Genomic DNA, 25288 nt, shown 5'->3' on the forward strand with positions numbered 1-25288 from the left:
GTGAGCCGCGCCAGCCGCTTACGCGGACAGTCGCAGCCCTCTGCCCGATGGAAGTCAGCCAATCAAGCAGTCAGTCGGTCGGAACCCGTGTCAGTTGCAAGTTCTCCACCGGTCAGCCACCGAATACCGGCAATGTGACCAGATCGTTGATCGTGACGAACAGCATCAGGGCCAGCACCAGTGCCATGCCCGTACGGAACGCCCATTCCTGACTGCGAAGACCGAGCGGCTTCCGGCGAACCGCTTCCGCTGCGTAGAAAGCCAGGTGCCCGCCGTCGAGGGCGGGAATTGGCAGGAGGTTGATGAATGCCAAGTTAATCGAGATCAGCGCGATGAAGCTGACGAACTGCTGCCAGCCGAGACTCATCTGCTCGCCCGAATATTTGGCGATCTTGATCGGCCCGCCGAGCTCCTTGACCGAGCGTTCGCCCGCGAAAATCTGGCCGATGCCGGTGATCGTCATGCGGATGATCCCCGCGGTCTGATCGACCGCGAGCGTGACGGCCTCACCGGGGCCGACGGGCACGATCTTTCCGCGCCCCGGAGCGATGCCGATGCGGCCGATCCTCGCCTCGTTGCCGAACTTGTCGCGCTCCACCACCTCGGCGATGCGAACCGACACGTCGCGCTGGACGCCCCCCCGCAGCACTTCCAGATTCACCGTCTTGCCGGGGAAGGGAATGACGTATTCGGGAATCTGGGTGAAACTGTCGATCCTGTTGCCGTTGATCGTAACGATGCGGTCGCCGACCTGCATGCCGGCCGCTTTCGCTGATGAATCCGCGCTGAAATAGGCGATCTCGGGAAGCGCGACGACCTTGCCGTAAGCGAAGTTGAACGCCGCGAAGATCGCCACCGCAAAGACCAGGTTCGTCACCGGCCCCGCCGCCACAACGAGCGCGCGCTGCCATAGCGGCTTCGACTGGAAGAGCTGTGCTCGCTCCTCGGGCGTCAGCCCATCGGCGGCATGGGCATCGGGCATCGAGGTGGCGTTCATGTCGCCGGCGAACTGGACATAGCCGCCGAGCGGCAAGGCGGAGAGCTTCCACCGCGTACCCCGGCGATCGGTCCAACCGGCGAGCTCCTTGCCGAAACCGACCGAGAAAGCATCTGCTTTCACCCCGAACAGCCGGCCGACCAGATAGTGGCCGAGTTCATGGATCACCACCAGCGGCCCCAGAACCAGGACGAAGGCGAGCAGGGTCAGGAGCAGCGAGGGAGATGCGGTCAAGTCAGGCAAGCTCCATCAACGAACGGGCGCGTCGGCGCGCCTCGGCATCAACGGCGATGACGTCGGCGAGACAGGTCGGCGCAGGCGGCGCATAGCACGAAAGAACATCTTCGACATGTGCGGCGATGCGGGTGAACGCAATCTGACCACCGAGGAACGCAGCGACCGCGATTTCGTTCGCCGCATTGAGCACCGCCGGCACAGCGCCCCCCGCTTCGGCAGCCTGACGCGCCAGCCGCGTCGCCGGGAAGCGGGTTTCGTCGGGCGCGCGGAAGGTCAGTTCGCCGATAGCCGCAAGGTCCAACGGCGTGCAGGGCGTATCCATCCGCGCCGGCCAGGCCAGCACCGAGGCGATCGGCACGCGCATGTCCGAAGGCCCGAGCTGCGCCAGAGTCGAGCCGTCGCGGTACTCGACCATCGAATGGACAGTCGATTGCGGGTGGACGATGATGCGCAGCCGGTCGAGGCCTACCGGGAACAGGTGATGCGCCTCGATCAGTTCGAGGCCCTTGTTGAACATCGTCGCGGAATCGACGCTGATCTTCGCGCCCATGTCCCAGTTGGGATGCTTGACCGCCTGCGCCGGGGTGGCCGCGGCGAGTTGCTCGATCGACCAGTCGCGGAACGGGCCGCCGCTGGCGGTCAGCGTGATCGAGCGGACATGCGCGGGATCGTTGCCGGCGAGGCACTGGAAGATCGCGTTGTGCTCGGAGTCGACGGGCAGCAGCGTCGCGCCATATCGGGCGACGGCCGAAGTCATGACGTCACCGGCCGAGACCAGGGCTTCCTTGTTGGCGAGACCGACCGTGCCGCCCTGCTCGATCGCGGCCATGGTCGGGGCGAGACCGGCGCAGCCGACGATCGCGGCGATGGTGAGGTCGGCCGGGCGTGCCGCAGCCTCGACCAGCGCGGCCGCGCCGCCCGCAGCCGCGATACCACTTCCGGCCAGCGCCTCGCGCAACTCTGGCAGGCAGGCCTCGTCGGCAGTCACCGCCACTTCGGCAGAGAATTCGCGCGCCAGCCGGACCAGCTCGGAAACGTTGCCATTGGCGGTGAGCGCGACCACACGCCACTGCTCGGGCGCGCGCCGGACAAGGTCCAGCGTCGAGGCGCCGATCGACCCGGTCGCGCCGAGGATAGTGATTCTGCGTACGGTCATGCTGCGTTGGCCAGTGTAACGGGAAGTGCCAGCACCCCCCAAGGCAAACATCACGGCCAACAGCCCATCGAGCCGATCGAACAGCCCGCCGTGCCCCGGAATGAGATCGCTCGAATCCTTCACTCCGGCGCGGCGCTTCATCCAGCTTTCGAAGAAATCGCCGACTTGCGCGATGATCGCGGTCAGGGCGCCGAACACCGCGACGCCCAGCGCGGTGCGAATGTCGAAACCGCGCTCCACCAAAGTCGTCAACACGATCTCCGCCAACGCGGCGAGGGCAATGCCCCCCGCCTAGCCCTGCCCAGGTCTTGGACGGGCTGATCTTCGGCGCGATCTTCGGCCCACCGATAGTACGGCCGGCGAAATAAGCGCCGACATCGGTTGCAATGACACCGAGCAGGACCATCGGCAGCAGCATGAAGCCCTCGCCCTGCTCGTGCCGAAGCTGGGCCAACATCGAAGCCGCGACGCCGACATAGACAAGCCCCGCCGCCAGCCAGAGCCCGCGCCGGAAAGGCGTCCGGACGAAGCCGAAGACCAGGTTGGCCCATTCGAGCAGAATGCCCAGACCGACGACGACGACGAAGCCCGTCCACCACCAGCCGCCCAGCCAGAAGGCGAGCCCGGCGGCCGCCAGCATGACAACGGCCGACGCGACCCGCGTGCCGAGATCGGACTTCTTGGCCTTCGCTGCGCCGCCGGGCGCAGGCTTGGCAATTCTGACCTCTGGATAGCCCTGCGGCGGCCGATTGGCCTGTCCGACGGGCTCGGCGGGTTGGTTAGCGTCCACCATAGCGCCGTTCCCGATCGGCGAAGGCAGCGAGCGCCTCCTCCAGATGCGCCGGCGTAAAATCCGGCCAGAGGACGTCGGTGAACCACATCTCGGCATAGGCCGCCTGCCACAGCAGGAAGTTCGACAGGCGGATTTCGCCCGACGTACGGATCAGCAAATCGAGCGGCGGCAGGTCCGCAGTGTCGAGCTCGGCCGCGATAGTCTCGGGCGTGATCGCGCCCTTGGCGGCCGCCGCGCGCGCCGCACGGGCTATCTCGTCCTGCGAGCCGTAGTTGAGCGCGACCGCCAGGATCGATCCGGTGTTCTGCGCCGTGCGTGCGATGGCACCTTCGATCAAATCGACAACATCAGCCGGCAAGGCCTTGTAATCACCAATGATCTTCAGCCGGACATTATCTGCGGCAAATTCATCGAGATCGCTGAGGATAAAGCGCTTGAGCAGCCCCATCAGCGCCGAGATCTCGTCCTCGGGCCGGCGCCAGTTCTCAGTCGAGAAGGCGTAAAGCGTCAGCGCTTCCAGGCCCATCGCCCGCACGGCGCGGACGAGTTTGCGCACGGCCTCGACGCCGCGCTGGTGGCCGACGACGCGCGGCAAGTGGCGCTTCTTCGCCCAGCGCCCGTTGCCGTCCATGATGATCGCGACATGGCGCGCCTTAGCCATTTCTCTTCCCGATCCCGATAGCGCGCTGCAACCTCACTGCGTCAGGATTTCCTTTTCCTTCTGCGCCGCAACTTCATCGAGCGCCTTGATCTGCTCGTCGGTCAGCTTCTGGACCTCGGCCTCACCGCGCTTGCGCTCGTCCTCCGAGATCTCCTTCTTGTTCTCGTCGGCCTTGAGCGCGTCCATGCCATCACGGCGGACATTGCGCACGGCGATACGCGCCTTCTCGGCATATTGGTGCGCCAGCTTGGCCAGTTCCTTGCGGCGCTCCTCGGTCAGGTCGGGGATCGGCAGGCGGATATTGTTGCCGTCGTTGATCGGATTGAGCCCGAGGCCGGCCGAACGGATCGCCTTTTCGACCGGACCGATGTTCATCTTGTCCCAGACCTGCACCGACAGCAGCCGCGGCTCGGGAGCGGACACGGTTGCCACCTGATTGAGCGGCATGTTCGCACCATAGACGGTGACCATGATCGGATCGAGCAGCGTCGTATTGGCGCGGCCCGTACGCAGGCCGCCAAGATCGTGCCGCAGCGCTTCGACGGCACCCTTCATGCGGCGTTCGAGATCCGCCTTGTCGTACTTGGCCATGGTTCAGGCTCCCTTTCTGACGATCGTCTGCACGCCCTCTCCGGCGAGCACGCGGGCCAGATTGCCCTTCTCGCGGATCGAGAACACCACGATCGGTATATTGTTGTCACGGCACAGCGCCACGGCGGAAGCGTCCATAACCTTCAGGTTGTCAGCCAGGACAGTGTCATAATCGACTGTATCGTAACGCTTTGCCGCAGAATTCTTCTTGGGATCGCTGTCATAGACCCCGTCTACGCTGGTGCCTTTGAGCAGCGCGTCGCACTTCATCTCGGCGGCGCGCAACGCAGCGCCGCTGTCGGTGGTGAAATAGGGTGCACCGACGCCCGCGGCGAAGATCACCACACGGCCCTTCTCGAGATGCCGTTCGGCGCGGCGGCGGATCACCGGCTCGCAGACCGCGTCCATCTGGATCGCCGACTGGACGCGCGTCTGCACGCCGAGTTGCTCGAGCGCGTTCTGCATGGCCAGCGCGTTCATCACCGTCGCCAGCATGCCCATGTAGTCGGCCTGAGCGCGGTCCATGCCCTTGGCGGCGCCGGCCATGCCGCGAAAGATGTTGCCGCCACCGATGACCAGGCAGATTTCGAGCCCGTTGTCCTTGGCCGCCTTCACTTCCTTGGCCAGCTCGGCGACGAATTCGGAATCGATGCCGAACTGCTGGTTGCCCATCAGCACTTCGCCCGAAAGCTTGAGCAGGATGCGTTTGTAGCTGGGCGAGCTCATGGGGCTTTGGCGTCCGTTACAAGGAGGCGTTTGCGGGAAGGCGGCCCTTATAACCGGAGGCCCGCACTAGACAAGCGCGTCCCCGCGCAAGCGGGGGTAACTCAGGCGATCCCGAGTACCCCCGCTCACGCGGGGACGCCGTGTTCGAAAATCAGTTCAGGCCGGCTGCGGCGGCCACTTCGGCCGCGAAGTCGGTTTCCTTCTTCTCGATGCCTTCGCCAAGCTGGAAGCGGACATAGTCCTTGAGCACGATCTTGGTGCCCGCGGCCTTGCCCGCCTGCTCAACGACCTGCGCGATCGGCGTCTTGTTGTCGATCACGAACAGCTGGCTGAGCAGTGCGTTGTCCTTGGCGTACTTGGCGATCGCGCCATCGACCATCTTGGCCTGGACGTCCGCCGGCTTGCCGCTTTCCGCCGCCTTCTCGGCCGCGATCTTGCGCTCGCGCTCGATCACCTCGGGGTCGAGGCCCTCGGCGTTCAGCGCCTGCGGGAAAGCAGCGGCGATGTGCATGGCGATCTGCTTGCCCAGCGGCTCGAGCACGTCGGCGCCGGCTTCGCTCTCGAGCGCGACGAGCACGCCGATCTTGCCGAGGTTCGGCGCGGCGGCGTTGTGCATGTAGGGCACGACGAGGCCGCTCGACACGGCAACATGCTTGATGCGGCGGATCTGCTGGTTCTCGCCGATCGTCGCGACATTGTTGGTCAGCGTGTCGGCAACGGTGCCGCCGCCCGGATAGGCCGCAGCCTTGAGCGCCTCGACGTCATCCGAGCTGCCGCCCAGCGCGACTTCGGTGGTCTTGCGGACGAAATCCTGGAACTGGTCGTTCTTGGCGACGAAGTCGGTTTCCGAGTTCACCTCGACCGCGACGCCCTTGGTGCCGGCAACGGCGACGCCGACCAGGCCCTCGGCGGCGGTGCGGCTGGACTTCTTGGCGGCAGCGGCCAGGCCCTTGGCGCGCAGGCTGTCGACCGCGGCTTCGAAGTCGCCGCTGCTTTCATCGAGGGCCTTCTTGCAGTCCATCATGCCGGCGCCCGTGCGCTCGCGCAGGTTCTTCACGTCAGTGGCGGTATAGGCCATTGCGCATATCCTCTTGTACTATTGGCTTCGCGCCCGGGCCCATCGGCCCGGGACACGACATCTTCATGACAGCAGAAGCCGATCAGGCTTCGGCGGATTCCTCGGCCGAGGGCTCGACGACCAGCGCCTCTTCCTCGAGCGGCTGTTCCATCGCACCGAAATCGGCGCCCGAAGAAACCACCGCGTCGCGGCCGCCCTTCTTGGCCGCCTGGCTGACGGCGTCGCAATAGAGACGGATCGCGCGGCTGGCGTCGTCGTTCGCCGGGATCGGGAAAGCGATGCCGTCGGGCGAGACGTTCGAATCGAGGATCGCGACGACCGGGATACCCAGGACGTTGGCTTCCTTGATCGCCAGCTCTTCCTTGTTGGCATCGATCACGAACATGACGTCGGGAATGCCGCCCATGTCGCGGATACCGCCGAGCGAGAGCTCGAGCTTGTCGCGCTCGCGCGTCAGCTGAAGCACTTCCTTCTTGGTCAGGCCAGCAGTGTCGCCCGAAAGCTGCTCTTCGAGCGCCTTGAAGCGTTTGATCGAGCCCGAGATCGTCTTCCAGTTGGTGAGCATGCCGCCCAGCCAGCGGTGGTTGACGAAGTGCTGGCCGGCAGCGCGGGCCGCCTCGGCGATCGGCTGCTGCGCCTGGCGCTTGGTGCCGACGAACAGCACCTTGCCGCCGGCGGCGACGGTCGACGAGATGAAGTCGAGCGCACGTGCGAACAGCGGCACGGTCTGCGACAGGTCGAGGATGTGAACACCGTTGCGGGCGCCGAAGATGTACGGCTTCATCCGCGGGTTCCAGCGGTGGGTCTGGTGGCCGAAGTGCGCGCCGGCCTCAATCAATTGCTGCATCGTGACGGTAGGGGCCGCCATAGGATAATTCCTTCCGGTTTGACCTCTGGGAAGCTGGAACCGTGCGGAATAGGCCCGCTGCGGCACCGGTATGAGTGCTTCCCATGTGGATTTTCCGCCGCGCCGAACGCCCGGAATGGACGCGCGACCTGCGGAAGCGGCGCCCTTAGTCTGGTTCGGTGGCGAAATCCAGTACCAATTTGGCGCAGGCCAGGCCCGGATCACCCTGTTTTGGCGCGGATAGGGCCGTTTTCGCGCCTGGAGCGGTTCATCCCGCGATTCCACCGTGCTACGCGCCCCTCAGTCGCACACCTTATAAACAGGTTTTCCACAGAACGGAGCACAGCACGGGGCAGCTTGCGGGGGGCGCAACAGGAGCCAACAATGTCTCTGTTACTGGGCATGGCCTTCGCCGCCCTCGGCCTCTTGGCCCTTGCCGCTATCACCGTCAGCCTCCGGCAATCGGTTTCCCTTGTTGCCGAACTGCGCGGCGCGCTGAGGCAGCCACTTGCGGCCGAAGAGCTTCGCTTGACGATGCACGATGCCGTTCGGACCGACGCAGAACCGGCTGCTGCCGAGCGGCGCTCGGCGCATCAGCCCAAGCCGATCGCCCGCCTCCTGCGGGCCAAGGAGAGCCTTGCCGGATTCGCTTAAGCACCGAAAATCGCTCGGTTTAAGATCGCGTCGCCACGGTTCACCGCACGAGGGATTCAGATCAGCGCAAATTCCGCTTGACGGACAGAACAAAAAGAGAACATACAACCGTCATCCGGAACATACTGCCAACCCAGCAGTTGTCCACACGTTATCCACTCTGAATCCCCAGGGATACGGAGTTTCGGCAAGGATTATCCAGATGACTGCAATCCTTCTCAGCACGCTGTTTCTTTCCATTGGCTTTCTCGCCGCTGCCGCGATGGCGGCGACCTGGCAGCGCTATGGGCGCAAGGCCCTCGCGCTGCGCGGTGAACTCGATGCCTGCAGCGAATGGCGCAAGGTCCGCGTTCGGATCAACGAAGTCACCGTTCGGCAGCAGGCCACCGTGCTGCGCCCGGACTTCAAGCGTCCGGCGGGACGTCCTGCGAAGCAACCCGCCCTCGCAGCCGCTTGACGCGCGCATAGCTGAACAAGCCGACCGGAATCAGCAGCAGATAGGCGACGCAGATCACAACCAGCGTCAGCCAGGGCTCGGTCAGCAGAGCGGCGAAGACCAGGCCGGTCAGGGCGATAACCTCCAGCCGAATGTTCCGCCGCGGCCGCAGTTTTCCCCAGCTCAATGTCGGCAGGCTCGAGATCATCAGGAAGGCGATCAGCGCCAGCCACACCCCGACCAGGATCGGAGAGGCGAAGACTTCCCAGTGATCGCTGGCGATCCACAGATACATTGGCAGGAAGGCCAGACCGGCGCCGACCGGCGCAGGCACGCCGGTCAGGAAACCCGCTGCCTTGTGCGGCCCGTCGTCAAGATCGAAGCGCGCGTTGAACCGGGCCAGCCGCAAGACGCAGCAGATGGCGAAGGCCAGCGCCGCGAACCAGCCGATGCTGGGAAGCGACTGCAACGTCCACAGATAGATGATCAGCGCCGGCGCGACGCCGAAGGAGATCGAATCGGCCAGGCTGTCGAGCTCTGCGCCGAAGCGCGACTGCGCCTTGAGCAATCGCGCCGCGCGCCCGTCGATGCCGTCGAGCATCCCGGCGAGAATCACCGCTTGGACGGAACGCTCGAAATCGCCGGCAATGGCGAAGCGGATCCCGGTGAGGCCGACGCAGAGCGCCGCCGCGGTAATCGCATTGGGCACCATGGCCCGCAGCGTCAGCCCACCGCGCAGCACCCGCGGCTTGTTTCCTGCGTCGGACCGCAGGCCGGGCTCGGTCATTGCATGATCCCCTCGACCAGCCCCTGCTGGCCGAGTTCGGCAAGGATCGTCTCACCGGCGATGATCTTCTGGCCCAGAACCACGCGCGATTCGGTGCCTTCTGGCAGATAGACGTCGACCCGGCTGCCGAACCGGATCAACCCGACGCGCTGGCCGCAGGCGAGCATGTCGCCCGGCTTGACGAAGGGCACGATGCGCCGCGCCACCAGTCCGGCGATCTGGGTGAAGCCGATCGCCGCTCCATCGCCCCGCTCTATGAGAATGTGCTGGCGTTCGTTCTCTTCGCTCGCCTTGTCGAGGTCGGCGTTGAGGAAACGTCCCGGGATATAGATGACGCGGCGCACGGTCCCGCCGATCGGCGCGCGATTGATGTGGACGTCGAACACGCTCATGAAGATCGAAATGCGCGTCACCGGCTCCTCGCCGAGCCTCGCACCGCCACTGCCGTCGTCGATCGCCAGTTCGCGCGGCGGCGGCACCTTCTGGATCAGCGTCACCAGCCCGTCCGCCGGCGCGACAATGAAGCGATCGCCTTGCGGCGTCACCCGTTGCGGATCGCGAAAGAAGGCGCAGATGCAGATCACCAGCAGGCCCATCGGCCAGGCGATCGTCTCCCACGCCATAAATGCGAAGATAAGGCAGAGTACTGCCGCGATTGCCGCAAATTTGCGGGCTTCGGGGTGGATCGCGGGCCAATGCCAGCCTGCTTCGCCACGTCCCTGATTGTCTAGAAGCTCACCTGCCATTTCGGGGTATTAGGTATTGCCCGCCCGATTGCCAAGCGCGGCTGGCGACTTGCCCGGCAGAAGGCCGCCAATCGATGATCGCGCGCCGAAAACCGGGACGCGAATTGCGCTGGGCATGACGTCATAACCTCCAGATTCTTGTCGAAGATGCGGCACGAAATCGCCTTTCGCGCGTTTTAAAGATTCGCCCACGCGACTCCCGTCTGCGCGGAGCAAAACCCCCCGATGGCCTGACCGACCCTCCACCTCCCCCGCTATGGCGGGGGTTTCTTTGTTTCTTCTGCGGTCAGCGGATACTTTCCGTCGATGAAGCGTTTCACAATTGCCGCGCCACCCCACCCCCTGCCGGCGCGGCGAGTTGAACGACAACCGAGGCAAGAGCGCTCCCTACCTACCCCCGCAATGCGGGGGTTTTTGTGGCGGCGTAACTTGCGGAAACTCCGCGATTCATCTCTCCTTAAACATATCGGCGATACCAAGCGGGCGGCTGACGCCGCGGGGCAATCCAACCGGTGGCTGCAGCTCTCATATCGTCGCAAGAAACTTCAGGTTGTCCCATATCGATTCGGTATTGCAGTCCGCGAAACGGTTCGTCGCTGCTACAATGCAACTCGTCGCATGCGGAACGACCGGGCGTTTCGCGCGTCTATATGAGCGCGTACCCCATCAACCAACGAAGGAGAGCGGGTCATGGGTTTCCCTAAGACATTGATAGCATTGGCCGCGGTCTCGTCATTCGTCGCTACGCCGGCTTTCGCGGGCGTTGAGGCTCTGAGCCTGTCGTCGCAGATGGCAGCCAGCACTAGCGTCGGCGCTGCGAAGGACGTTCGCGCGACCACCAAGTCGCGCAAGGCTGGCAAGCTTGCCGGTGCTGGCCTCGGCGTCGGCATCGCCGCTGCCGTGGCGGCTGGTCTCGGCGTTGCCGCCGCTGCCGGCGCTTTCGACAACAGCGACAGCAACTAAGCTGCGCTGGCGCCTTCGGGCGTGGCGAACAAGTCGAATTGAGGATTTTACTGCCCGAGGACCCTGGGTCCCCGGGCAGTAAAGTCATGTCTGCCTGCAGCGCACTTTAGCCCAACTCGGTGGCGGGCACCCGCGAAAATTCTCGCCCGAATCCCCGCCTGCTGCCGCAACCAACCGCCAATCAGGTGTGTCATGTCGGCACGGCGAATGCCTCGCCGTGGCGCAATGCCCTCGCGACCGCTACAATACATCGATGGGGGTACTATGCTAAGACGCTTTTTCCTTGATCGAGCCGGCGCCGTGGCGGCCGAGTATGCTCTCATTCTGGCAATCATCGGCGCCGCAATTGCAGGCGCGGCCTTTCATCTCGCTACTGCGCAGGCTTCTGCGGTTGGCAGTGCAAGCGATGCAATCGCCGACCCCGAAGGCGCCGCAGCCAACGCAACGGACGGCTGACGCGCCGTTTCATATCCGCCGGGCATCGTTCTGCCGCCGGACTGCCAATCGGCCGAGTCCGGGTCCCGACGTGCGGTCGAGCCAATTTCGCCGCCTGAGAACCGCAAAAACACGCGCGAAACGCCACGAAGCGAGAAGAAACCATCCGTGCCGCAGAAACGCGGCCTTTCCAGCCGAGAAATGGCGACTTTCCGAAGAAGAAGCCGGGTGGTGGACAGGGCTGGATTCGAACCAGCGTACGCTCTCGCGGGCAGATTTACAGTCTGCTGCCATTAACCACTCGGCCACCTGTCCACACCGGCTGCCGGTTGCGGGCGAACCCGCATTCTAGAGTGCCCCCGAGGGAGCCTTCCGGCCGAGAGGCGCGCTCATGGCGAAGCGAGCCTTGCCTGTCAATGGGGGGACTGGCAGAGCGCGGTGCTTCGCAAGGTATATGAGGAATTGAAATGAGCTCTCGCGGTGGTGATCGGTCCGAGGAGCGCCCGCGGCGCGCACTGCGCGGCCGCGCCGGACGTATGAAGGGCGGCCGCGGCAGCGGGCGCGCCAGCACGGGCGCAGTGCGGCTCTGGGGGCGCCATGCGGTCGAAGCAGCGCTGAAGAACCCCGAAAGGTCGCACCACAAGCTCTGGGCGACGCGCGAGGGCATCGAATCGCTCGATGGCGAACTGCCGGCCAATTTTCCCGTGGAATATGCCCAGGGCGCTGATCTGGCGCGTCTGGTGGCGCGGGACGCCCCGCATCAGGGGCTGGTGCTCGAATGCTCGCCGCTGCCCGACCTGTTCCTCGCCGATGTGCTCGAAGGCGATCCGGCGCGGCCGCTGCTGATTCTCGACCAGGTGACCGATCCGCACAATGTCGGCGCGATCATGCGCTCGGCCGCTGCTTTCGATGCCTGCGCGATCGTCACGCAGGACCGGCATGCTCCGGCCGAATCGGGTACACTGGCCAAATCGGCCTCGGGTGCACTCGAAGTGCTTCCCTGGGTGCGCGTCGTAAACTTGGCCCGCGCGCTCGAGGAGATCGCCGAGGCGGGCTACTGGCAGAATCGGCCTGGCCGGCGAGGCCGAAGCTACGCTGGCCGAGGCCCTGCCCACGGGGCCGGTCGCGCTGGTGCTCGGCGCCGAGGGCGAAGGCATGCGGCACAACATCGCCGGCCACTGCGACGCGCTGGCGCGCCTGCCGATCAGCGAGGCGATGGAAAGCCTCAACGTGTCGAATGCCGCCGCGGTTGCGCTCTACGCGGTAGCCACGCGATAACGAGATACCACAACGGGGGATTCTTCGATGCTGCCCATGTCCACTCGGCGCGCGGGGGACGTCGTGCTCGCGCTGCTCAGCCTGCTGCTCGCCGCCTGCCTCTGGGCGCCCGGCAAGTTCACCTCGACGCTCGACATCCGTAAGGATGGGCGCTTCGCCTTCAGCTACACCGGCGAGATCCACATGCTGGCGCTGAGCAAGATGATGAACGACATGGACGCGGACGCGAAGAAGACCTTCGAGCCGAGCGCCTGCCACAAGGACGACGGCATCGAGGAACGCCCGTGCACCCGCGAGGAGATCGCCACGCAGAAGCAGGAATGGCAGGAGGAACGCACCCGCGCCACCGACAAGCGCCGGCGGGACGCGGAATCGATGAAGGCGATCCTCGGCGGCATCGATCCGAGCAATCCGCAGGCCGCGGAAGAGATCGCCGCACGGCTACGCCGCCAGGCCGGCTGGAAAAGCGTGACCTACAAGGGTGACGGGCTGTTCGACGTGGACTTCGCCATAGCCGGCCGGTTCGACCACGATTTCGCCTTCCCTACGATCGAACGCTTCCCGATGGCCAATGCCTTCGTCCAGGTCACGCGGCGCAACGACGGCACCATCCGCGTGGATGCCCCGGGCTTCTCGCCTGCGTCCACCGGCGAGCCGTTCAAGGGCATGATGCAGGGCATCACGGCCAAGGAGGGCACCCCGCCCTTCCCGCAGGTCGACGGGCATTTCACCATCACGACCGACGGCACGGTGCTGGCAAACAACACCGACGAAGGGCCGCAGGCCGATACGGCCGGACAGAGGCTGTCCTGGGCGATAAACCTGCGCACGCCTGCCGCACCCACCGCGCTGATCCGTATCGCGCCCTGAGCGGCTCAGAACCCAAAAAACAAATGCCGCGCCTGAACGATCGGGCGCGGCATCGATATTGAAGCGAGTGGTCTTGGCGCGGCCGAGAGGCGCTGCCGCGCGGGAAGGCTTAGTTGACCGCGTCCTTCAGGCCCTTACCGGCCTTGAACTTGGGCTGCGAGGAAGCCTTGATCTTCATAGGCTCGCCGGTGCGCGGGTTGCGGCCTGTGGAGGCCTTGCGCTTGGCGACCGAGAACGTTCCGAAACCGACGAGGCGGACTTCGTCACCCTTCTTGAGCGCGCCGCTGATGGCTTCGAACACGCCTTCGACCGCCTTGGTGGCATCGCTGCGTGTGAGGCCGCTCGTATCCGCTACTGCGCCGATCAGATCGTTTTTGTTCATTATGGGAACCCCCTACCTTTCAGTGGAACGGAAACTTGAATCGCCTCTCGAATGGGGCCGGAATTGAGCGAGTTTTCGGGAAACTGTCAAAGCGAAATGGCGCACAATTGGCGCCAATAACCCCTATTTCAGGGCCTTTTCGACAGAATCGAGCGATTTTAACCCTGCTGCAGACGCGCAGACGCAAGCGGCGACCCGGAATGGCTTCCGAGTCGCCGCAGTGCAGCATGATCGCGCCTGAAATCAGTGCGCCGTGGGAGAGGCAGCCGCAGCGGCCGCGGGAGGCGCGGCGGACTGGCTGGCTAGTTCGTCAGCCTCGGTCCACTCGATGGCCTCAAGCGGCTGCATGAGCGCCGTTGCGAGCACCTCGTCGACGTGGCTGACCGGGATGATCTCGAGACCATCCTTCACGTTGGCCGGGATCTCGGCGAGGTCCTTGCGGTTCTCCTCCGGGATCAGCACCGTCTTGATGCCGCCGCGCAGAGCCGCAAGCAGCTTCTCCTTGAGCCCGCCGATCGGCAGCACGCGCCCGCGCAGGGTGACCTCGCCGGTCATCGCCACATCGGCACGAACCGGGATGCCCGTCAGTGTCGAGACGATCGAGGTGACCATGCCGACACCAGCGCTCGGACCGTCCTTGGGCACCGCACCTTCGGGCAAGTGGATATGGATGTCCTTGCGCTGGAAGATCGAAGGCTTGATGCCGTAGGCCGGGCTGCGCGCCTTGACGAAGCTGAAGGCCGCCTGGATGGACTCGGTCATCACCTCGCCCAGCTTGCCGGTGGTCCGCACCGCACCCTTGCCGGGCACGGTGACGCTTTCGATCGTCAGCAGTTCGCCGCCGACCTCGGTCCAGGCAAGGCCCGTAACCGCGCCGACCTGCGCTTCGTCCTCGGACATGCCATGACGGTATTTCCGCACCCCGGCGAAGTCACCGAGGTTCTCGGGCGTGATCACCACTTCCTTGGTCTTGCCTTCGAGGATCTGGCGCAGCGACTTGCGCGCCAGCCGCGCGATCTCGCGCTCCAGCGTGCGGACGCCAGCCTCGCGCGTGTAGTAGCGGATCAGGTCGCGCAGGCCCTCGTGGGTCAACGTGAACTCACCCTTCTTGAGGCCGTGGGCTTCCTGCTGTTTGGCGATCAGGTGGCGCTCGGCGATCTCGACCTTCTCGTCCTCGGTATAGCCTTCGAGCCGGATGATCTCCATGCGGTCGAGCAGCGGCTGCGGCAGGTTCAGGCTGTTCGCCGTGCAGACGAACATCACGTCGCTGAGGTCGATGTCGAGCTCCAGGTAGTGGTCCTGGAACTTAGCGTTCTGCTCAGGATCGAGCACTTCGAGCAGCGCCGAGGCGGGATCGCCGCGGAAATCCTGGCCGAGCTTGTCGATCTCGTCGAGCAGGAACAGCGGGTTCGACGTGCCCGACTTGCGCAGGTTCGTCACGATCTTGCCCGGCAGCGAGCCGATGTAGGTCCGACGGTGGCCGCGGATCTCGGCCTCGTCGCGCACGCCGCCCAGCGACTGGCGCACGAACTGGCGGCCGGTCGCCTTGGCGATCGACTTGCCGAGGCTGGTCTTGCCGACGCCCGGAGGGCCGACGAGGCAGAGGATCGGTCCCTTCAGCTTGTTGGTCCGCGCCTGCACCGCAAGGTACTCGACGATGCGGTCCTTGACCTTCTCGAGCGCATAGTGGTCGTCATCGAGGATCGCCTGGGCGCCCGCGATGTCCTTCTTCACCTTGCTCTTCTTGCCCCAGGGCAGGCCGAGAAGTACGTCGAGGTAGTTGCGGATGACGGTCGCCTCGGCGCTCATCGGCTGCATCGACTTGAGCTTCTTGAGCTCGGCCGTCGCCTTGGCGCGGGCTTCCTTCGAGAGCTTGAGCTTCTCGATCTTCTCGGCCAGCTCGGCGATCTCGTTGGCTTCCTCGCCATCGCCGCCGCCCAGCTCGTTCTGGATCGCCTTGAGCTGTTCGTTGAGGTAGTACTCGCGCTGCGTCTTCTCCATCTGCCGCTTGACGCGGCCACGGATCTTGCGCTCGACCTGCAGCACGCCGAGCTCGCCTTCCATGAAGCTGAAGACCATCTCCAGCCGCTTGAGCGCGTCGATCTCGCTGAGCAGCGCCTGCTTGTCGGACACCTTGGCCGAAAGCTGCGCGGCGACGGTGTCGGCGAGCTTGGCCGCGTCCTCAATGTCGCCGAGCTGGTCGCCGGCATCCTGCGAGAGCTTCTTGTTGAGCTTGGCATATTCGCCGAACTGATCGACCACCGAGCGCATCATCGCCGAAATCTCGGCACTTTCGGCCTCGGCGGGCTCGACCAATTCGACCTGCGCGACCAGCATCTCGCCGTTGGCGCCTTGCTCGGTGCGCAGCGACTGGAGCTGCGCGCGCTGCTGGCCTTCGACCAGTACGCGGACGGTACCGTCGGGCAGCTTCAGCAGTTGCAGAACCGTGGCGACGACGCCCGTGTCGTAGAGATCGTCGCGGTCCGGGTCGTCACAACCGGGATCGAGCTGCGCGAGCAGAAAGATGTCCTTGTCACCGGTCATCGCCGCTTCGAGCGCGGAAACCGATTTCTCGCGGCCGACGAAAAGCGGCACGACCATGCCAGGGAAGACGACAATGTCGCGCAGGGGAAGCAGAGGAAGCAAATTCACGGTCATATCCACCCACCATGGCGCCCCGCCATAGGCCCGGCGGGCGCCCCAGCCGGAGAGTCCCGGCGGTTCCTGCGAGATATGGGGTCAGCCCTGCCGGGGTGCAATGGCGGATTGCCGCGCGGTTGTGGATGGGAGCGGCGAGGCAAGCGGGCGGTCCTATAGAGCAAAGAGCCGGCTATTCCGCTCGCGAACGCCATCCCGCGGGCAAAGCGTCGGTCAAGGCCCCGGCCTCCTGGACGACTTCACCAGTCACGATCGTGTAGCGGTAGCCGCCGGGATCGCGCGTCAGCCGCTGACGCCCACCGGGAAGGTCGTCGACCAATCGTTGCGGACCGTAGCGCAGTTCGTCGAGCGCGAAGATCGTGATGTCGGCTGCCTGGCCGGGCGCCAGTGTGCCGCGACCTGGCAGCCGCAGCAGTTCGGCCTGCCGGCCGGTCAAGGCGTGGACCGCCTCCTCCAAGGTCAGGTCGCCGCGATCTCGGACGAACCGCGTAAGCAGCAGCGTCGTGTCACCGGCCGCGCAGAACATCTGCAGGTGAGCGCCGGCATCGCTGCCGCTGATGAACGCGACAGGGCTCTTGAGGATGCCGGCCACTTCGGCGAGGTCGGTATTGGCAATCGCGAAAGTGAAAGTCGCGGCGAAGTCGTTTTCCAGCAGCCAGTCCGCAAGCACGTCCGACGGGTGGCCGCCACGTTCGGCGATCAGATCGCCCAGCGTGCGGCCAATCCAGGGCTGCAGGGCGGCATCCGCCACCGAATTGATCGGCAGCAGATCGGGCTTGTCGAAGGGGAACATCACCGAGACGTGACTGTCCACGTCAGCTCGCGCCCTGTCGCGCCAGGCGGAGTCGTCGACCATCCGCCGCTTGTCCGGCAGCTGTGCCTGAACCAGTTCGTTCCAGGCCGGGACGGCCAGGAGGCACATGCTCCCCTCGAAGCCGAGGGAAAGCTCGAACGGACGCGGCGAGGCCATGCCAAAGATCTGCGCGCCCTTCCGATGCAGCGCTTCCAGGCAGGCGCGAAGTCGGCGCGACCGCTCCGGGTCGCTGTCGAGATGGACGAGGATGTTGTAGAAACCCACGACATTGTGCCGGGCGAGAAACCCGCCGAACCATTCCAGCTGGCCGATGATGACGTCGGTGGTATCGCCGGGGACGAATTGCAGGACGGCATCGTGCTCCCCCAGCTTGGCGACCAGCGCGTCCATTTCGGCGTCGTCGGCGAAGCAGGATGGCACCAGCCGCCCCTGCCGGTCCCGGTCGTAGAGCGAGAAGGACATGCCCAACGCGCCGCAAGTGAGCGCGTCGCTGAGAATGTCCGCCATCGCCGCGATCTCTTCGGCCGTGGCGACTCGAATCCACGCGTCCGCGCCCATCACGTAACTGCGGATCTGCGCATGGCCGACGAAGGTCAGCAAATTGAGCGCGAGAGGCTTATGCGAGAGGGCTTCCGCAAAGTCGCCGAAAGTCTCCCAGTTCCAGGGAATGGCCTCTTCGAGCATGTCGGCCGGCAGGTCTTCGATGAAACTGAAAACGTCGATCTGCGCTTTGCGATCGGCCGGGCGCATCGGCGCGAACCCCAGTGAGCAGTTTCCCGCGACGACCGTCGTCACGCCGTGCTGCGGCATAGGATCGCACCAGGGATCCCAGAACACCGTCGCGTCGAAATGCGTGTGGGAATCGATGAAGCCCGGTGCGACGACCGCACCGTCGGCGCGGATGACCCGCTCGCCCCGGACCGGCAAGTCAACGCCGACCTCGGCAATCGTGCCGCCCGCGACGCGTATGTCCGCCAGGCGCCCAGGCGCACCGGTGCCGTCAACGACGGTGCCGCCCTTGATGATGAGATCACCCATGGCCCTACTCCTCGCCTCGGGATCGTCTGTTGCGATCCTGCTGCCTTGCGGGAGCATAACCGAGGCGGCGGGGCTACTCGTTGACTGTCGGTGCCAATCGTCGAGCCCCGGCACCAACGTCAGAACGGCAGCTTGAACCCCGGGGGCAGGCCCATGCCCTGCTGGGCCTTGGCCATTTCCTCGTTCGCCACGCTGTCCGCCTTGACGCGCGCGTCGTTGTAGGCGGCGGCGATCAGGTCTTCGAGGATCGGCTTCTCCGAGAGCGCCATCAGGCTGTCGTCGATGGCGACGCCGATGACACGGCCCTTGGCCGAGCAGCGGATCTTGACGAGGCCGCCGCCCGAGAGGCCTTCGACTTCCAGGCTATCGAGCTTGCCCTGGGTTTCGGTCATCTGCTTCTGGATGGTCTCGGCAGCAGCCTGGGCGGCCTTGATCATCTCTTCCATCGATTTCATCGTCCCAAATCCTTCAACGTCTTTGACTCCATTGGCGGCCGCCGCGGAACTGGCCGGCCTCCTCGTTTTCGCTGATTTCCTGCGCGTTCGGGAAGGCGGCGAAGACCGCTTCCATCAGCGGGGAACGGCGCACAGCCTCCTCGCTTGCGGCTTTGGCGGCGTCGCGCTTCTCGATCAGGGTCGGCTGGCCCGTTTCGCCGCAGCGCTCGACGGTCCAGCTCCGCCCTGTGACCTTGTCGAGCGCGACCCGCATCTCACGCGAGAAATCTTCCGAGAAGGCCGGCGGCTGGGACCAGCGCAGCTTGTCCATGCCGAGTTCGACTACCCGGACCTGCATTTCCATCCGTGTGGCGAGGCCGACCTCGATCTCCTTTATCTCCTCGACCAGCGCCTCCCACGGCAGCGCGACCGCGGCGGGCGCGGGAACTCCCGGCGAGCCGTCCGCCGGCGCCGCGATGACCGGCCGCGAGGCCAGGTCTTCGAGCTTGCGCACGAGCTGGCCAGGATCGGGCATATCGGCAGCGTGCATCACGCGCAGCAGCGCCATCTGTGCCGCGATCAGCGGATCGGGCGCGGTGCGGACTTCCTCGAAACCCTTGAGCAGCAATTGCCAGAGGCGGTGGAGCTGGCCGGCGGTCAGGCTCTTCGCCCAGCCCTCGACCGCCTCGCGCTCTTCTGCCGAGGCAGCATCGGCAAGACTTCCGCCGATCTGCGCGACGGTGACGCGGTGAGTCAGGTCCATGACCCCGCGCAGCAGCGCCAGCGGCTCGACCCCGAGCGAGAACTGCGTCGCGACGAGGCCGAGCAGCCCGGCCCCGTCCCCGCCCAGCAGCGCAGCGAACAGCCGGCGCTGGACGCTCTTGTCGGCAAGCCCGAGCATGTCGCGCACCTGTTCGGCGCCGACCTTGCCGTCGGCGTCGAGATCGGCATGGGCGATCGCCTGGTCGAGGATCGACAGGCCGTCACGCACCGAGCCCTCGGCCGCCGCCGCGATCATCGCCAGCGCCTCGGCATCGGCCAGGACCTCTTCCTTAACGCAGATCCCCGCGAAATGCTCGGCGAGCATCGGCGTGGGGATCCGGCGCAGGTCGAAGCGCTGGCAGCGCGAAAGCACGGTGACGGGCAGCTTGTCCGCCTCGGTCGTCGCGAAAAGGAACTTCACATGCGCCGGCGGCTCCTCGAGCGTCTTGAGCAAGGCGTTGAACGCGTTGCGCGACAGCATGTGGACTTCGTCGATGATGTAGATCTTGTAGCGCGCCGAGACCGCGGCATAGCGCACAGCCTCGATGATCTCGCGCACGTCGTCGACGCCGGTGTGGCTGGCGGCGTCCATCTCGATCACGTCGATGTGGCGGCCCTCGGCAATGGCGACGCAAGGCTCGCAGACCCCGCAGGGATCGATCGTCGGGCCACCCTGCCCGTCGGGGCCGATGCAGTTGAGCGCCTTGGCGATCAGCCGCGCGGTCGAGGTCTTGCCCACCCCGCGCACGCCGGTCATCAGGAAGGCGTGGGCCAGCCGCTCGCGCCGGATCGCGTTGGCCAGGGTCTGGACCATGGGTTCCTGGCCGATGAGCTCGGCGAAGGTCTGCGGTCGGTACTTGCGTGCGAGGACGCGGTAAGGCTGCGCCGCGGGCGCGGCCGGAGGGGCTGCAGACTTGGCCTGCTCTGTAGGTTTGGGCTGCTCTACGGGTGCGGGCGCCGGCGGAGCCGGCTCGCCAAACAACGCGGACTGGCCCGCTTCCTCGAGTTCGGCAGCGCTCGGCGGCGCCTCGTCCTCGGGATCGCCCTCGGGCGCTTCGTTGCCAAACATGTCGGGGGAATCGCCCATCGGCACAAACTAGGGCCCCAATGGGGAAAATGAAACAATCGGCGAAATGTAAAAAGGAGCCGAGCGACCCGCCGCAACCCGTTGTGGCTGCTTCCTTCCGGACCTGACCAGGTTGGCGGACGCAAGCGCCCGCCCGACTCCCGGCCGCGCATATGGCGGGGCTTTCGCCAATTCGCAAGCGCGCAGACCATCGTTTGTTGCACCGAGCGGCTCTTTGGGACAAAAAATGAGCCTCAAACGGGGGGAATACTCATGCGCAAAACCGTGAGCCAGATCATTGGTATCGTTTCGATTCTTGTCGCGAGCACGCCGCAGGCGGCCTATGCCCAGAACATCGACTTCGGGGACGACGCCAGCAAGTTCTCGAAGGACGGCGAGTGCGACGACATGCGCTTCTCGGGACCGGGCATGACCGACACGACGCTGATCGACAGCGACATCCGCCACGACGCGACCGACTGCCGCTCGGCCTACAACCAGGGCCGGCTTACCTATCAGGGCGGCCGCCGAGCCGAGGAGCCCCAGGATACGGGCTATGCCGACAGCGGGGTCAACCACATCATCTGGGGTGACGATGCCAGCCGGTTCTCGAAGGACGGCGAATGCGACGACAAACGCTTCAGCGGCCCTGGAATGACCAGCACGACGCTGATCGATTCGGACATCAAGCACGATGCCACCGATTGCCGCGCGGCCTATACTCAGGGCCGGCTGCGCTTGCGGCAGTAAGAAGGGCGGTCCCGGACGGGGCCGCCCGTTTTACCGGAAATTGTCGGCGTAGGCCTGGATCTTCAGGTGCTTCGGCGGCGTCGGAGTGACGCGAGCTTCGATGCCATAGCGGTCCGCATAGGCCTGGGCGTCGGCCTGTTCGGCGAACTTCAGCACGACCTGCTGCTGCATGTCGCCGCTACCGGCCCAACCCATCAGCGGATCGGGCCGCTTGGCCTCGGCCGGAGCGAATTCGAGGATCCACTGGTCGGTGAGCGCCTTGCCGGACTGCATGGCGTTCTTCGGGCGCTGATAGATGCGTGCGGTCATAGCCGCGCTTTCCCGCGAATCGCTCCCAGAATCAAGAGGGCGCATCAAGAGCGGCGTGAAGCCTCGAACGCATTGCGCGTCTTGAGGCTGGGATCTTCGGTCCAGGGCTCGTCGGGCCAGCGGTGCTTGGGATAGCGGCCCTTCATGTCGCGCTGCACGTCGCGCCAGGAGCCGCGCCAGAAACCGGGCAGGTCACGTGTCACCTGGATTGGCTTGCCGCCGGGCGAGGTCAGCTTGAGCAGCAAGGGCTGCGATGGCTGGCCGAAGCCGGGGTGCAGGTCGAGCCCGAACAGCGCCTGGACGCGCAGCTCGACCGAGGGACCGCCCTCGTCCTCGTAATCGATCGCGTGGCTGGTGCCCGCCGGGCTGGTGAACTGGGCAGGGGCCAGCTTCTCCAGCCGTTGGCGGTCGTCGTAGGTCAGCCGATTGCGCAACGCCTCGTTCAATGCGCCGCTATCCACCGCATCGAGCCGGCGGCCGAGCAACGGCCCCAGCCAGTCCTCAAGGTCAGCGAGCAAGGACACCTCCGACAGCGCCTCGATGCCCGCGTATCGCCCGCGCTTCAGCAGCGCGAGGCTGGCGTGTGACAACGGCACGAGACCAAGTCCCTGTTCGCGCACGCGTTCGACCAGAAAGGCGACGATCGCGGCTTTGTCCGGTGCAGGATCGGGACCGCGGCTGATGGTGATTGCGCCGAGGCGCTGTTCGAGTAACGCTTCGACGCGCTTCTCTTCGGCCAGCCAGCGCAGGGTCGAGCGCTTCTCGATGCGATGCGCCAGCCAGCGCAGCACCTCGGCCTCGGTCAACGCAACCGCTCCGGTGATCCGCGCACCCTTGGCCTCGCCCTGCGCCTGGCCCACTGCCAGCCATTCGGCACGCGCCAGCGATGAGGCGGGATCGAGCCGCAGCCCCCTGCCCCCCGGCGGTCAGCCAGTCCTCGCCCTTCGCGTCGCGGCGCTTGGCCAGGTTTTCGGGAAATCCTTCGGCGAGGAGAATGCCGAGGGGAACGTCGCCGCTACCTGAACCGCGAACGCGCTTCGCCCAACCGGCAGCGAGCTTGCGTGACGCCTCGGCCCTTCCCGATCTATCACCGTTCCAACGGTCAAGCCGCAGCGCCAGATCCTCGCCACGCCCGCCGAGCCCGCGCTCCTGTAGCAGTAGCGCCAGCCGCGCCGCCTCTTGGGCCGCGCCAAGGTCCGCCGCGAACAGCAGCATATGCGCAAGCGACGGCTCCATGGGCAGTGCCGCCATGGCTCGGCCGTGATCGGTGATCCGCCCTTCTGGATCGAGCGCACCGAGCGACAGCAGCTTGGCCCTGGCCGCGCCGGCGGCAGCGGCAGGCGGCGGATCGAGCCATGGCAGCGCCGCCGGATCGCCCGCGCCCCACTGTGCCAGCGCCAGCAGCAGCGGCGCGAGATCCGAAGTCAGCATCTCGGGCGGATCGAATGCGGGCCGTCCTGCATGGGCCGCCTCTTCCCAGAGCCGATAGGCCACGCCCGGCCCCTGCCGCGCCGCGCGGCCGGCGCGCTGGGCGGCGGCGGCCTGGCTGGCGCGGTGGGTGACGAGCCGGGTGACTCCCGCCGCCTTGTCGAACTCGGCGCGCCGCGACAGGCCGGCATCGACCACGACCGAAACGCCATCGAGCGTCAGCGAAGTTTCGGCGATGGCGGTGGCGAGCACGATACGACGGCGCCCCTCGCCGTCGCGCTTGATCGCTATGCGCTGCGCCGCAGGCTCGACCTGGCCATGAAGCGGCATCACGAGTGCGGAAGGCAGCCTTTCGGCCAGCCGCTCGCGCGTCCGTTCGATCTCGCCGACGCCCGGCAGGAAAGCGAGAATATCGCCCTGCTCCTCACGCCAGGCAGTCAGGATCGCCGAAGCCATCGCGTCGTCGATGCGCAGTTCGGGCCGTGCCCCCAGCCAGCGGATGGCGAGCGGCCAGGCCTTGCCCTCGCTCTCGATCACAGGCGCATCGGACAACAAGCCCGCGAAGCGGCTCCCGTCGATCGTCGCCGACATGACCAGCACACGCAGATCAGGCCGCAGCACCTGCTGGCTTTCTATCGCCAGCGCGAGACCAAGGTCGCTGTCGAGATGGCGCTCGTGCGCCTCGTCGAACAGCACCCCGTTGACCCCGGAAAGCTCGGGATCGCCGAGGATCGTCGAGACGAAAATAGCTTCGGTCATCACCAACACGCGCGTGGCAGAAGATCGCTTGCTGTCGAGCCGGGTCAGATAGCCCACGGTCCCGCCGGCCTGTTCGCCGAGCACCTCCGCCATCCGCTCCGCAGCAGCGCGCGCGGCCACGCGGCGCGGGCTCAGCAGGATCACCGTACCCTCGCACCACGGCTCCCCAAGCAGCGCCGGCGCCACCGCGGTCGTTTTGCCCGCACCGGGCGGCGCGATCAGCACGGCCGATGGCCCGGCGTGCAAGGCCGCCAGCAGGTCCGGCATCACCGCATGGATCGGCAGATCGGTCATAGCCCTGCCATCAAACGCGTGCTTGGGCTGGTTCATCGGACCGGCCAGGGAATGGAACCACGATCATGCCGAAGGCTCTTGCACAATTCAGCATCACGCGCACCGGTGAAGACTATCTGCTGACAATCGAGGACCAGGACGGCGAGACGACCGAATTCATGGTCGACGACGATGCGCTGGACCAGATCATCGACGCCATCGAAGACCAACTCGACGAGGACGAGGAGAATGGCGGCGGCGAAGACGACGAGGATGAGAGCGAAGACGAGCGCTGACGTCAGCGTTCAGTAGCGCCGCGAAACCGCGAACTCCGCTGCTTCGGCCATCGCAGCGCGCGCTTCGCCCGCGGGGAAGCCGGCGATGGCATCGATCGCGCGCTGGGCGAAGTGGCGCGCGCGCTCGCGCGTCGCGCTGACAGTGTCGTGGCGATTGATCAGTTCTACCGCGTGGGCCAGGTCCTCGTCCTCGACGCGGAAGCCGGCGATCGCGTCCTGCCAGAAGCGCCGCTCCTCGGCATTGCCGCGCGCATAGGCGAGGATTACCGGCAGGGTCATCTTGCCGTCGCGGAAGTCGTCACCCTTACCCTTGCCGCTTTCCGAAGCCTCGGAATCATAGTCGATCGCATCGTCGACAAGCTGGAAGGCGATGCCGAGATTGCGGCCGTAGTCCTCGAGCGCGCGCTCTTCGGCCTCGCTCTTCTCGGCGACGACGGCAGCGATCCGTGTGGCGGCGGCGAAAAGCGCGGCGGTCTTGGCGCCGATGATCGAGAGATAGCGCTCCTCGCTGGTCTCGATGTGGCGCTGCGCGGTAAGCTGGTCGACCTCGCCCTCGGCGATCACCGCGGAGGCATGGCTGAGGATCTTGAGCACGCGCAGCGAACCGTCCTCGACCATCAGCTCGAAAGCTCGGCTGAACAGGAAGTCGCCCACCAGCACCGTCGCCGGGTTGCCGAAGACGATGTTGGCCGTCGCCTTGCCGCGGCGCAGGTCCGACCCGTCGACGACGTCGTCGTGGAGCAAGGTCGCCGTGTGGATGAATTCTACCGCGGCTGCGAGCTTGTGGTGGCGCGTGCCGTGATAGCCGCAAAGTTCCGCCCCGGCGATCGTCAGCATCGGCCGCATGCGCTTGCCGCCGCCCGAGATCAGATGCCCGGCAAGCGCGGGGATCAGGGGGGATCTGGCTCTGCATCCGATCGAGGATAACCGCGTTGACGCTGTTCATGCCCGGAGCGGTGAGCGCCAGCATCGGCGCCAGCGACGGTTCGGACGCGCGCGCGCGCAACGGGACGATTTCTGCCGACATGCCTCGCGCATTGCAGGTGCGAAGGCGCGAAGGCAAG

21 protein-coding genes, 1 tRNA gene, 1 other RNA gene and 4 pseudogenes are annotated in these 25288 nt (G+C 65.8%); 7 read left to right on the plus strand and 20 right to left on the minus strand.

Translation table 11 applies throughout. From position 1 onward, the window contains the following. Positions 1–112: 112 nt before the first annotated feature. The 8 genes and pseudogenes from rseP to rpsB all read right to left on the minus strand — a co-directional run bounded on the left by rseP (position 113) and on the right by rpsB (position 7107). On the minus strand, positions 113–1231 hold the full coding sequence (gene rseP, locus KRR38_RS08120) for an RIP metalloprotease RseP (RefSeq protein ID WP_254514688.1): 1119 nt from the start codon (positions 1229–1231) through the stop codon (positions 113–115). Between the two features lies 1 nt (position 1232). Beyond that, positions 1233–2642 (minus strand): 1-deoxy-D-xylulose-5-phosphate reductoisomerase, encoded by a 1410-nt coding sequence (locus KRR38_RS08125; protein WP_254514689.1) that lies wholly within the window; start codon positions 2640–2642, stop codon positions 1233–1235. A gap of 85 nt (positions 2643–2727) precedes the next feature. After that, a pseudogene (locus KRR38_RS37320) lies at positions 2728–3279 on the minus strand (phosphatidate cytidylyltransferase); the annotation flags it as partial. Then, positions 3170–3844 (minus strand): polyprenyl diphosphate synthase, encoded by a 675-nt coding sequence (uppS, locus tag KRR38_RS08135; protein ID WP_217400415.1) that lies wholly within the window; start codon positions 3842–3844, stop codon positions 3170–3172. The pseudogene KRR38_RS37320 and the gene uppS, both read right to left, overlap by 110 nt. 33 nt (positions 3845–3877) lie before the next feature. Next, positions 3878–4435: a ribosome recycling factor gene (frr, locus tag KRR38_RS08140; RefSeq protein ID WP_217400417.1), complete on the minus strand. Its 558-nt coding sequence runs from the start codon at positions 4433–4435 to the stop codon at positions 3878–3880. 3 nt (positions 4436–4438) lie between these two features. Further along, positions 4439–5161 carry a UMP kinase gene (gene pyrH / locus KRR38_RS08145; RefSeq protein WP_217400419.1) on the minus strand — a complete coding sequence of 241 codons (723 nt, stop codon included), beginning with the start codon at positions 5159–5161 and terminating at the stop codon, positions 4439–4441. Positions 5162–5312: 151 nt separating this feature from the next. Continuing rightward, complete coding sequence (gene tsf, locus KRR38_RS08150; protein WP_217400421.1) at positions 5313–6239, minus strand: translation elongation factor Ts; 927 nt, start codon at positions 6237–6239, stop codon at positions 5313–5315. An 82-nt stretch (positions 6240–6321) separates the two neighbouring features. Further along, positions 6322–7107 carry a 30S ribosomal protein S2 gene (gene rpsB / locus KRR38_RS08155; protein ID WP_217400423.1) on the minus strand — a complete coding sequence of 262 codons (786 nt, stop codon included), beginning with the start codon at positions 7105–7107 and terminating at the stop codon, positions 6322–6324. A gap of 363 nt (positions 7108–7470) precedes the next feature. On the opposite strand from rpsB, the gene KRR38_RS08160 reads away from it, so the two are divergent. Beyond that, complete coding sequence (locus tag KRR38_RS08160; RefSeq protein WP_217400425.1) at positions 7471–7740, plus strand: hypothetical protein; 270 nt, start codon at positions 7471–7473, stop codon at positions 7738–7740. Positions 7741–7942: 202 nt separating this feature from the next. After that, positions 7943–8197 carry a hypothetical protein gene (locus tag KRR38_RS08165; RefSeq protein ID WP_217400427.1) on the plus strand — a complete coding sequence of 85 codons (255 nt, stop codon included), beginning with the start codon at positions 7943–7945 and terminating at the stop codon, positions 8195–8197. Here the strand turns inward: KRR38_RS08165 and pssA are convergent. Together pssA and KRR38_RS08175 are read right to left on the minus strand one after the other, a co-directional pair. Further along, positions 8145–8963: a CDP-diacylglycerol--serine O-phosphatidyltransferase gene (pssA, locus tag KRR38_RS08170; protein ID WP_217400428.1), complete on the minus strand. Its 819-nt coding sequence runs from the start codon at positions 8961–8963 to the stop codon at positions 8145–8147. The two genes, KRR38_RS08165 and pssA, sit on opposite strands and share 53 nt — an antisense overlap. Beyond that, complete coding sequence (locus KRR38_RS08175) at positions 8960–9709, minus strand: phosphatidylserine decarboxylase (protein ID WP_217400430.1); 750 nt, start codon at positions 9707–9709, stop codon at positions 8960–8962. The genes pssA and KRR38_RS08175 overlap by 4 nt, the downstream gene beginning before the upstream one ends. 690 nt (positions 9710–10399) lie before the next feature. Here KRR38_RS08175 and KRR38_RS08180 point away from each other — a divergent pair. Next, positions 10400–10672, plus strand: coding sequence for a hypothetical protein (locus tag KRR38_RS08180; RefSeq protein ID WP_217400431.1), 273 nt, complete (start codon positions 10400–10402; stop codon positions 10670–10672). 664 nt (positions 10673–11336) lie between these two features. Here KRR38_RS08180 and KRR38_RS08185 read toward each other — a convergent pair. Beyond that, positions 11337–11422, minus strand: a tRNA-Tyr gene (locus tag KRR38_RS08185). Between the two features lie 221 nt (positions 11423–11643). Here KRR38_RS08185 and rlmB point away from each other — a divergent pair. After that, positions 11644–12385 (plus strand): annotated as a pseudogene (rlmB, locus tag KRR38_RS08190) (23S rRNA (guanosine(2251)-2'-O)-methyltransferase RlmB). Positions 12386–12448: 63 nt separating this feature from the next. Further along, positions 12449–13255 carry a hypothetical protein gene (locus KRR38_RS08195; RefSeq protein ID WP_309141181.1) on the plus strand — a complete coding sequence of 269 codons (807 nt, stop codon included), beginning with the start codon at positions 12449–12451 and terminating at the stop codon, positions 13253–13255. A gap of 109 nt (positions 13256–13364) precedes the next feature. Here KRR38_RS08195 and KRR38_RS08200 read toward each other — a convergent pair whose 3' ends face one another. The 6 genes from KRR38_RS08200 to ffs form a co-directional block, all read right to left on the minus strand. Next, the gene (locus KRR38_RS08200; RefSeq protein WP_217400435.1) at positions 13365–13637 is read right to left on the minus strand and encodes an HU family DNA-binding protein; all 273 of its coding nucleotides are present in this window, start codon (positions 13635–13637) and stop codon (positions 13365–13367) included. A gap of 243 nt (positions 13638–13880) precedes the next feature. Then, positions 13881–16295 carry an endopeptidase La gene (gene lon / locus KRR38_RS08205; RefSeq protein ID WP_217400437.1) on the minus strand — a complete coding sequence of 805 codons (2415 nt, stop codon included), beginning with the start codon at positions 16293–16295 and terminating at the stop codon, positions 13881–13883. A 172-nt stretch (positions 16296–16467) separates the two neighbouring features. Next, positions 16468–18147, minus strand: coding sequence for an amidohydrolase family protein (locus KRR38_RS08210; RefSeq protein WP_217400439.1), 1680 nt, complete (start codon positions 18145–18147; stop codon positions 16468–16470). Positions 18148–18266: 119 nt separating this feature from the next. Then, positions 18267–18602 (minus strand): YbaB/EbfC family nucleoid-associated protein, encoded by a 336-nt coding sequence (locus KRR38_RS08215; protein ID WP_217400441.1) that lies wholly within the window; start codon positions 18600–18602, stop codon positions 18267–18269. Between the two features lie 13 nt (positions 18603–18615). Then, positions 18616–20430: a DNA polymerase III subunit gamma/tau gene (locus KRR38_RS08220; protein ID WP_217400443.1), complete on the minus strand. Its 1815-nt coding sequence runs from the start codon at positions 20428–20430 to the stop codon at positions 18616–18618. A gap of 49 nt (positions 20431–20479) precedes the next feature. After that, an RNA gene (gene ffs / locus KRR38_RS08225) (signal recognition particle sRNA small type) lies at positions 20480–20574 on the minus strand. Between the two features lie 108 nt (positions 20575–20682). Between ffs and KRR38_RS08230 the strand changes: the two genes are divergently transcribed. Beyond that, positions 20683–21159 carry a hypothetical protein gene (locus KRR38_RS08230; RefSeq protein ID WP_217400444.1) on the plus strand — a complete coding sequence of 159 codons (477 nt, stop codon included), beginning with the start codon at positions 20683–20685 and terminating at the stop codon, positions 21157–21159. Between the two features lie 30 nt (positions 21160–21189). Here KRR38_RS08230 and KRR38_RS08235 read toward each other — a convergent pair whose 3' ends face one another. Next, positions 21190–21468, minus strand: coding sequence for an ETC complex I subunit (locus tag KRR38_RS08235; RefSeq protein WP_217400447.1), 279 nt, complete (start codon positions 21466–21468; stop codon positions 21190–21192). Positions 21469–21512: 44 nt separating this feature from the next. Next, a pseudogene (gene hrpB, locus KRR38_RS08240) lies at positions 21513–23949 on the minus strand (ATP-dependent helicase HrpB). A gap of 65 nt (positions 23950–24014) precedes the next feature. Here hrpB and KRR38_RS08245 point away from each other — a divergent pair. Next, entirely contained in the window at positions 24015–24224 is a 210-nt protein-coding gene (locus KRR38_RS08245; protein WP_217400449.1) for a hypothetical protein, read from the plus strand. Positions 24225–24233: 9 nt separating this feature from the next. On the opposite strand, the pseudogene KRR38_RS08250 reads toward KRR38_RS08245, so the two are convergent. After that, positions 24234–25251, minus strand: a pseudogene (locus KRR38_RS08250) (polyprenyl synthetase family protein). Positions 25252–25288 lie beyond the last annotated feature (37 nt).

Origin of the sequence: Novosphingobium sp. G106, assembly GCF_019075875.1 — a bacterium.
Classification (GTDB): Bacteria; Pseudomonadota; Alphaproteobacteria; order Sphingomonadales; family Sphingomonadaceae; genus Novosphingobium.

Coding starts and splice junctions, on each gene's coding strand:
- uppS (WP_217400415.1), bottom strand. CDS start 3,844: ATGGCTAAGGCGCGCCATGTCGCGATCATCATGGACGGCAACGGGCGC.
- frr (WP_217400417.1), bottom strand. CDS start 4,435: ATGGCCAAGTACGACAAGGCGGATCTCGAACGCCGCATGAAGGGTGCC.
- pyrH (WP_217400419.1), bottom strand. CDS start 5,161: ATGAGCTCGCCCAGCTACAAACGCATCCTGCTCAAGCTTTCGGGCGAA.
- tsf (WP_217400421.1), bottom strand. CDS start 6,239: ATGGCCTATACCGCCACTGACGTGAAGAACCTGCGCGAGCGCACGGGC.
- rpsB (WP_217400423.1), bottom strand. CDS start 7,107: ATGGCGGCCCCTACCGTCACGATGCAGCAATTGATTGAGGCCGGCGCG.
- KRR38_RS08160 (WP_217400425.1), top strand. CDS start 7,471: ATGTCTCTGTTACTGGGCATGGCCTTCGCCGCCCTCGGCCTCTTGGCC.
- KRR38_RS08165 (WP_217400427.1), top strand. CDS start 7,943: ATGACTGCAATCCTTCTCAGCACGCTGTTTCTTTCCATTGGCTTTCTC.
- pssA (WP_217400428.1), bottom strand. CDS start 8,963: ATGACCGAGCCCGGCCTGCGGTCCGACGCAGGAAACAAGCCGCGGGTG.
- KRR38_RS08175 (WP_217400430.1), bottom strand. CDS start 9,709: ATGGCAGGTGAGCTTCTAGACAATCAGGGACGTGGCGAAGCAGGCTGG.
- KRR38_RS08180 (WP_217400431.1), top strand. CDS start 10,400: ATGGGTTTCCCTAAGACATTGATAGCATTGGCCGCGGTCTCGTCATTC.
- KRR38_RS08200 (WP_217400435.1), bottom strand. CDS start 13,637: ATGAACAAAAACGATCTGATCGGCGCAGTAGCGGATACGAGCGGCCTC.
- lon (WP_217400437.1), bottom strand. CDS start 16,295: ATGACCGTGAATTTGCTTCCTCTGCTTCCCCTGCGCGACATTGTCGTC.
- KRR38_RS08210 (WP_217400439.1), bottom strand. CDS start 18,147: ATGGGTGATCTCATCATCAAGGGCGGCACCGTCGTTGACGGCACCGGT.
- KRR38_RS08215 (WP_217400441.1), bottom strand. CDS start 18,602: ATGAAATCGATGGAAGAGATGATCAAGGCCGCCCAGGCTGCTGCCGAG.
- KRR38_RS08220 (WP_217400443.1), bottom strand. CDS start 20,430: ATGGGCGATTCCCCCGACATGTTTGGCAACGAAGCGCCCGAGGGCGAT.
- KRR38_RS08230 (WP_217400444.1), top strand. CDS start 20,683: ATGCGCAAAACCGTGAGCCAGATCATTGGTATCGTTTCGATTCTTGTC.
- KRR38_RS08235 (WP_217400447.1), bottom strand. CDS start 21,468: ATGACCGCACGCATCTATCAGCGCCCGAAGAACGCCATGCAGTCCGGC.
- KRR38_RS08245 (WP_217400449.1), top strand. CDS start 24,015: ATGCCGAAGGCTCTTGCACAATTCAGCATCACGCGCACCGGTGAAGAC.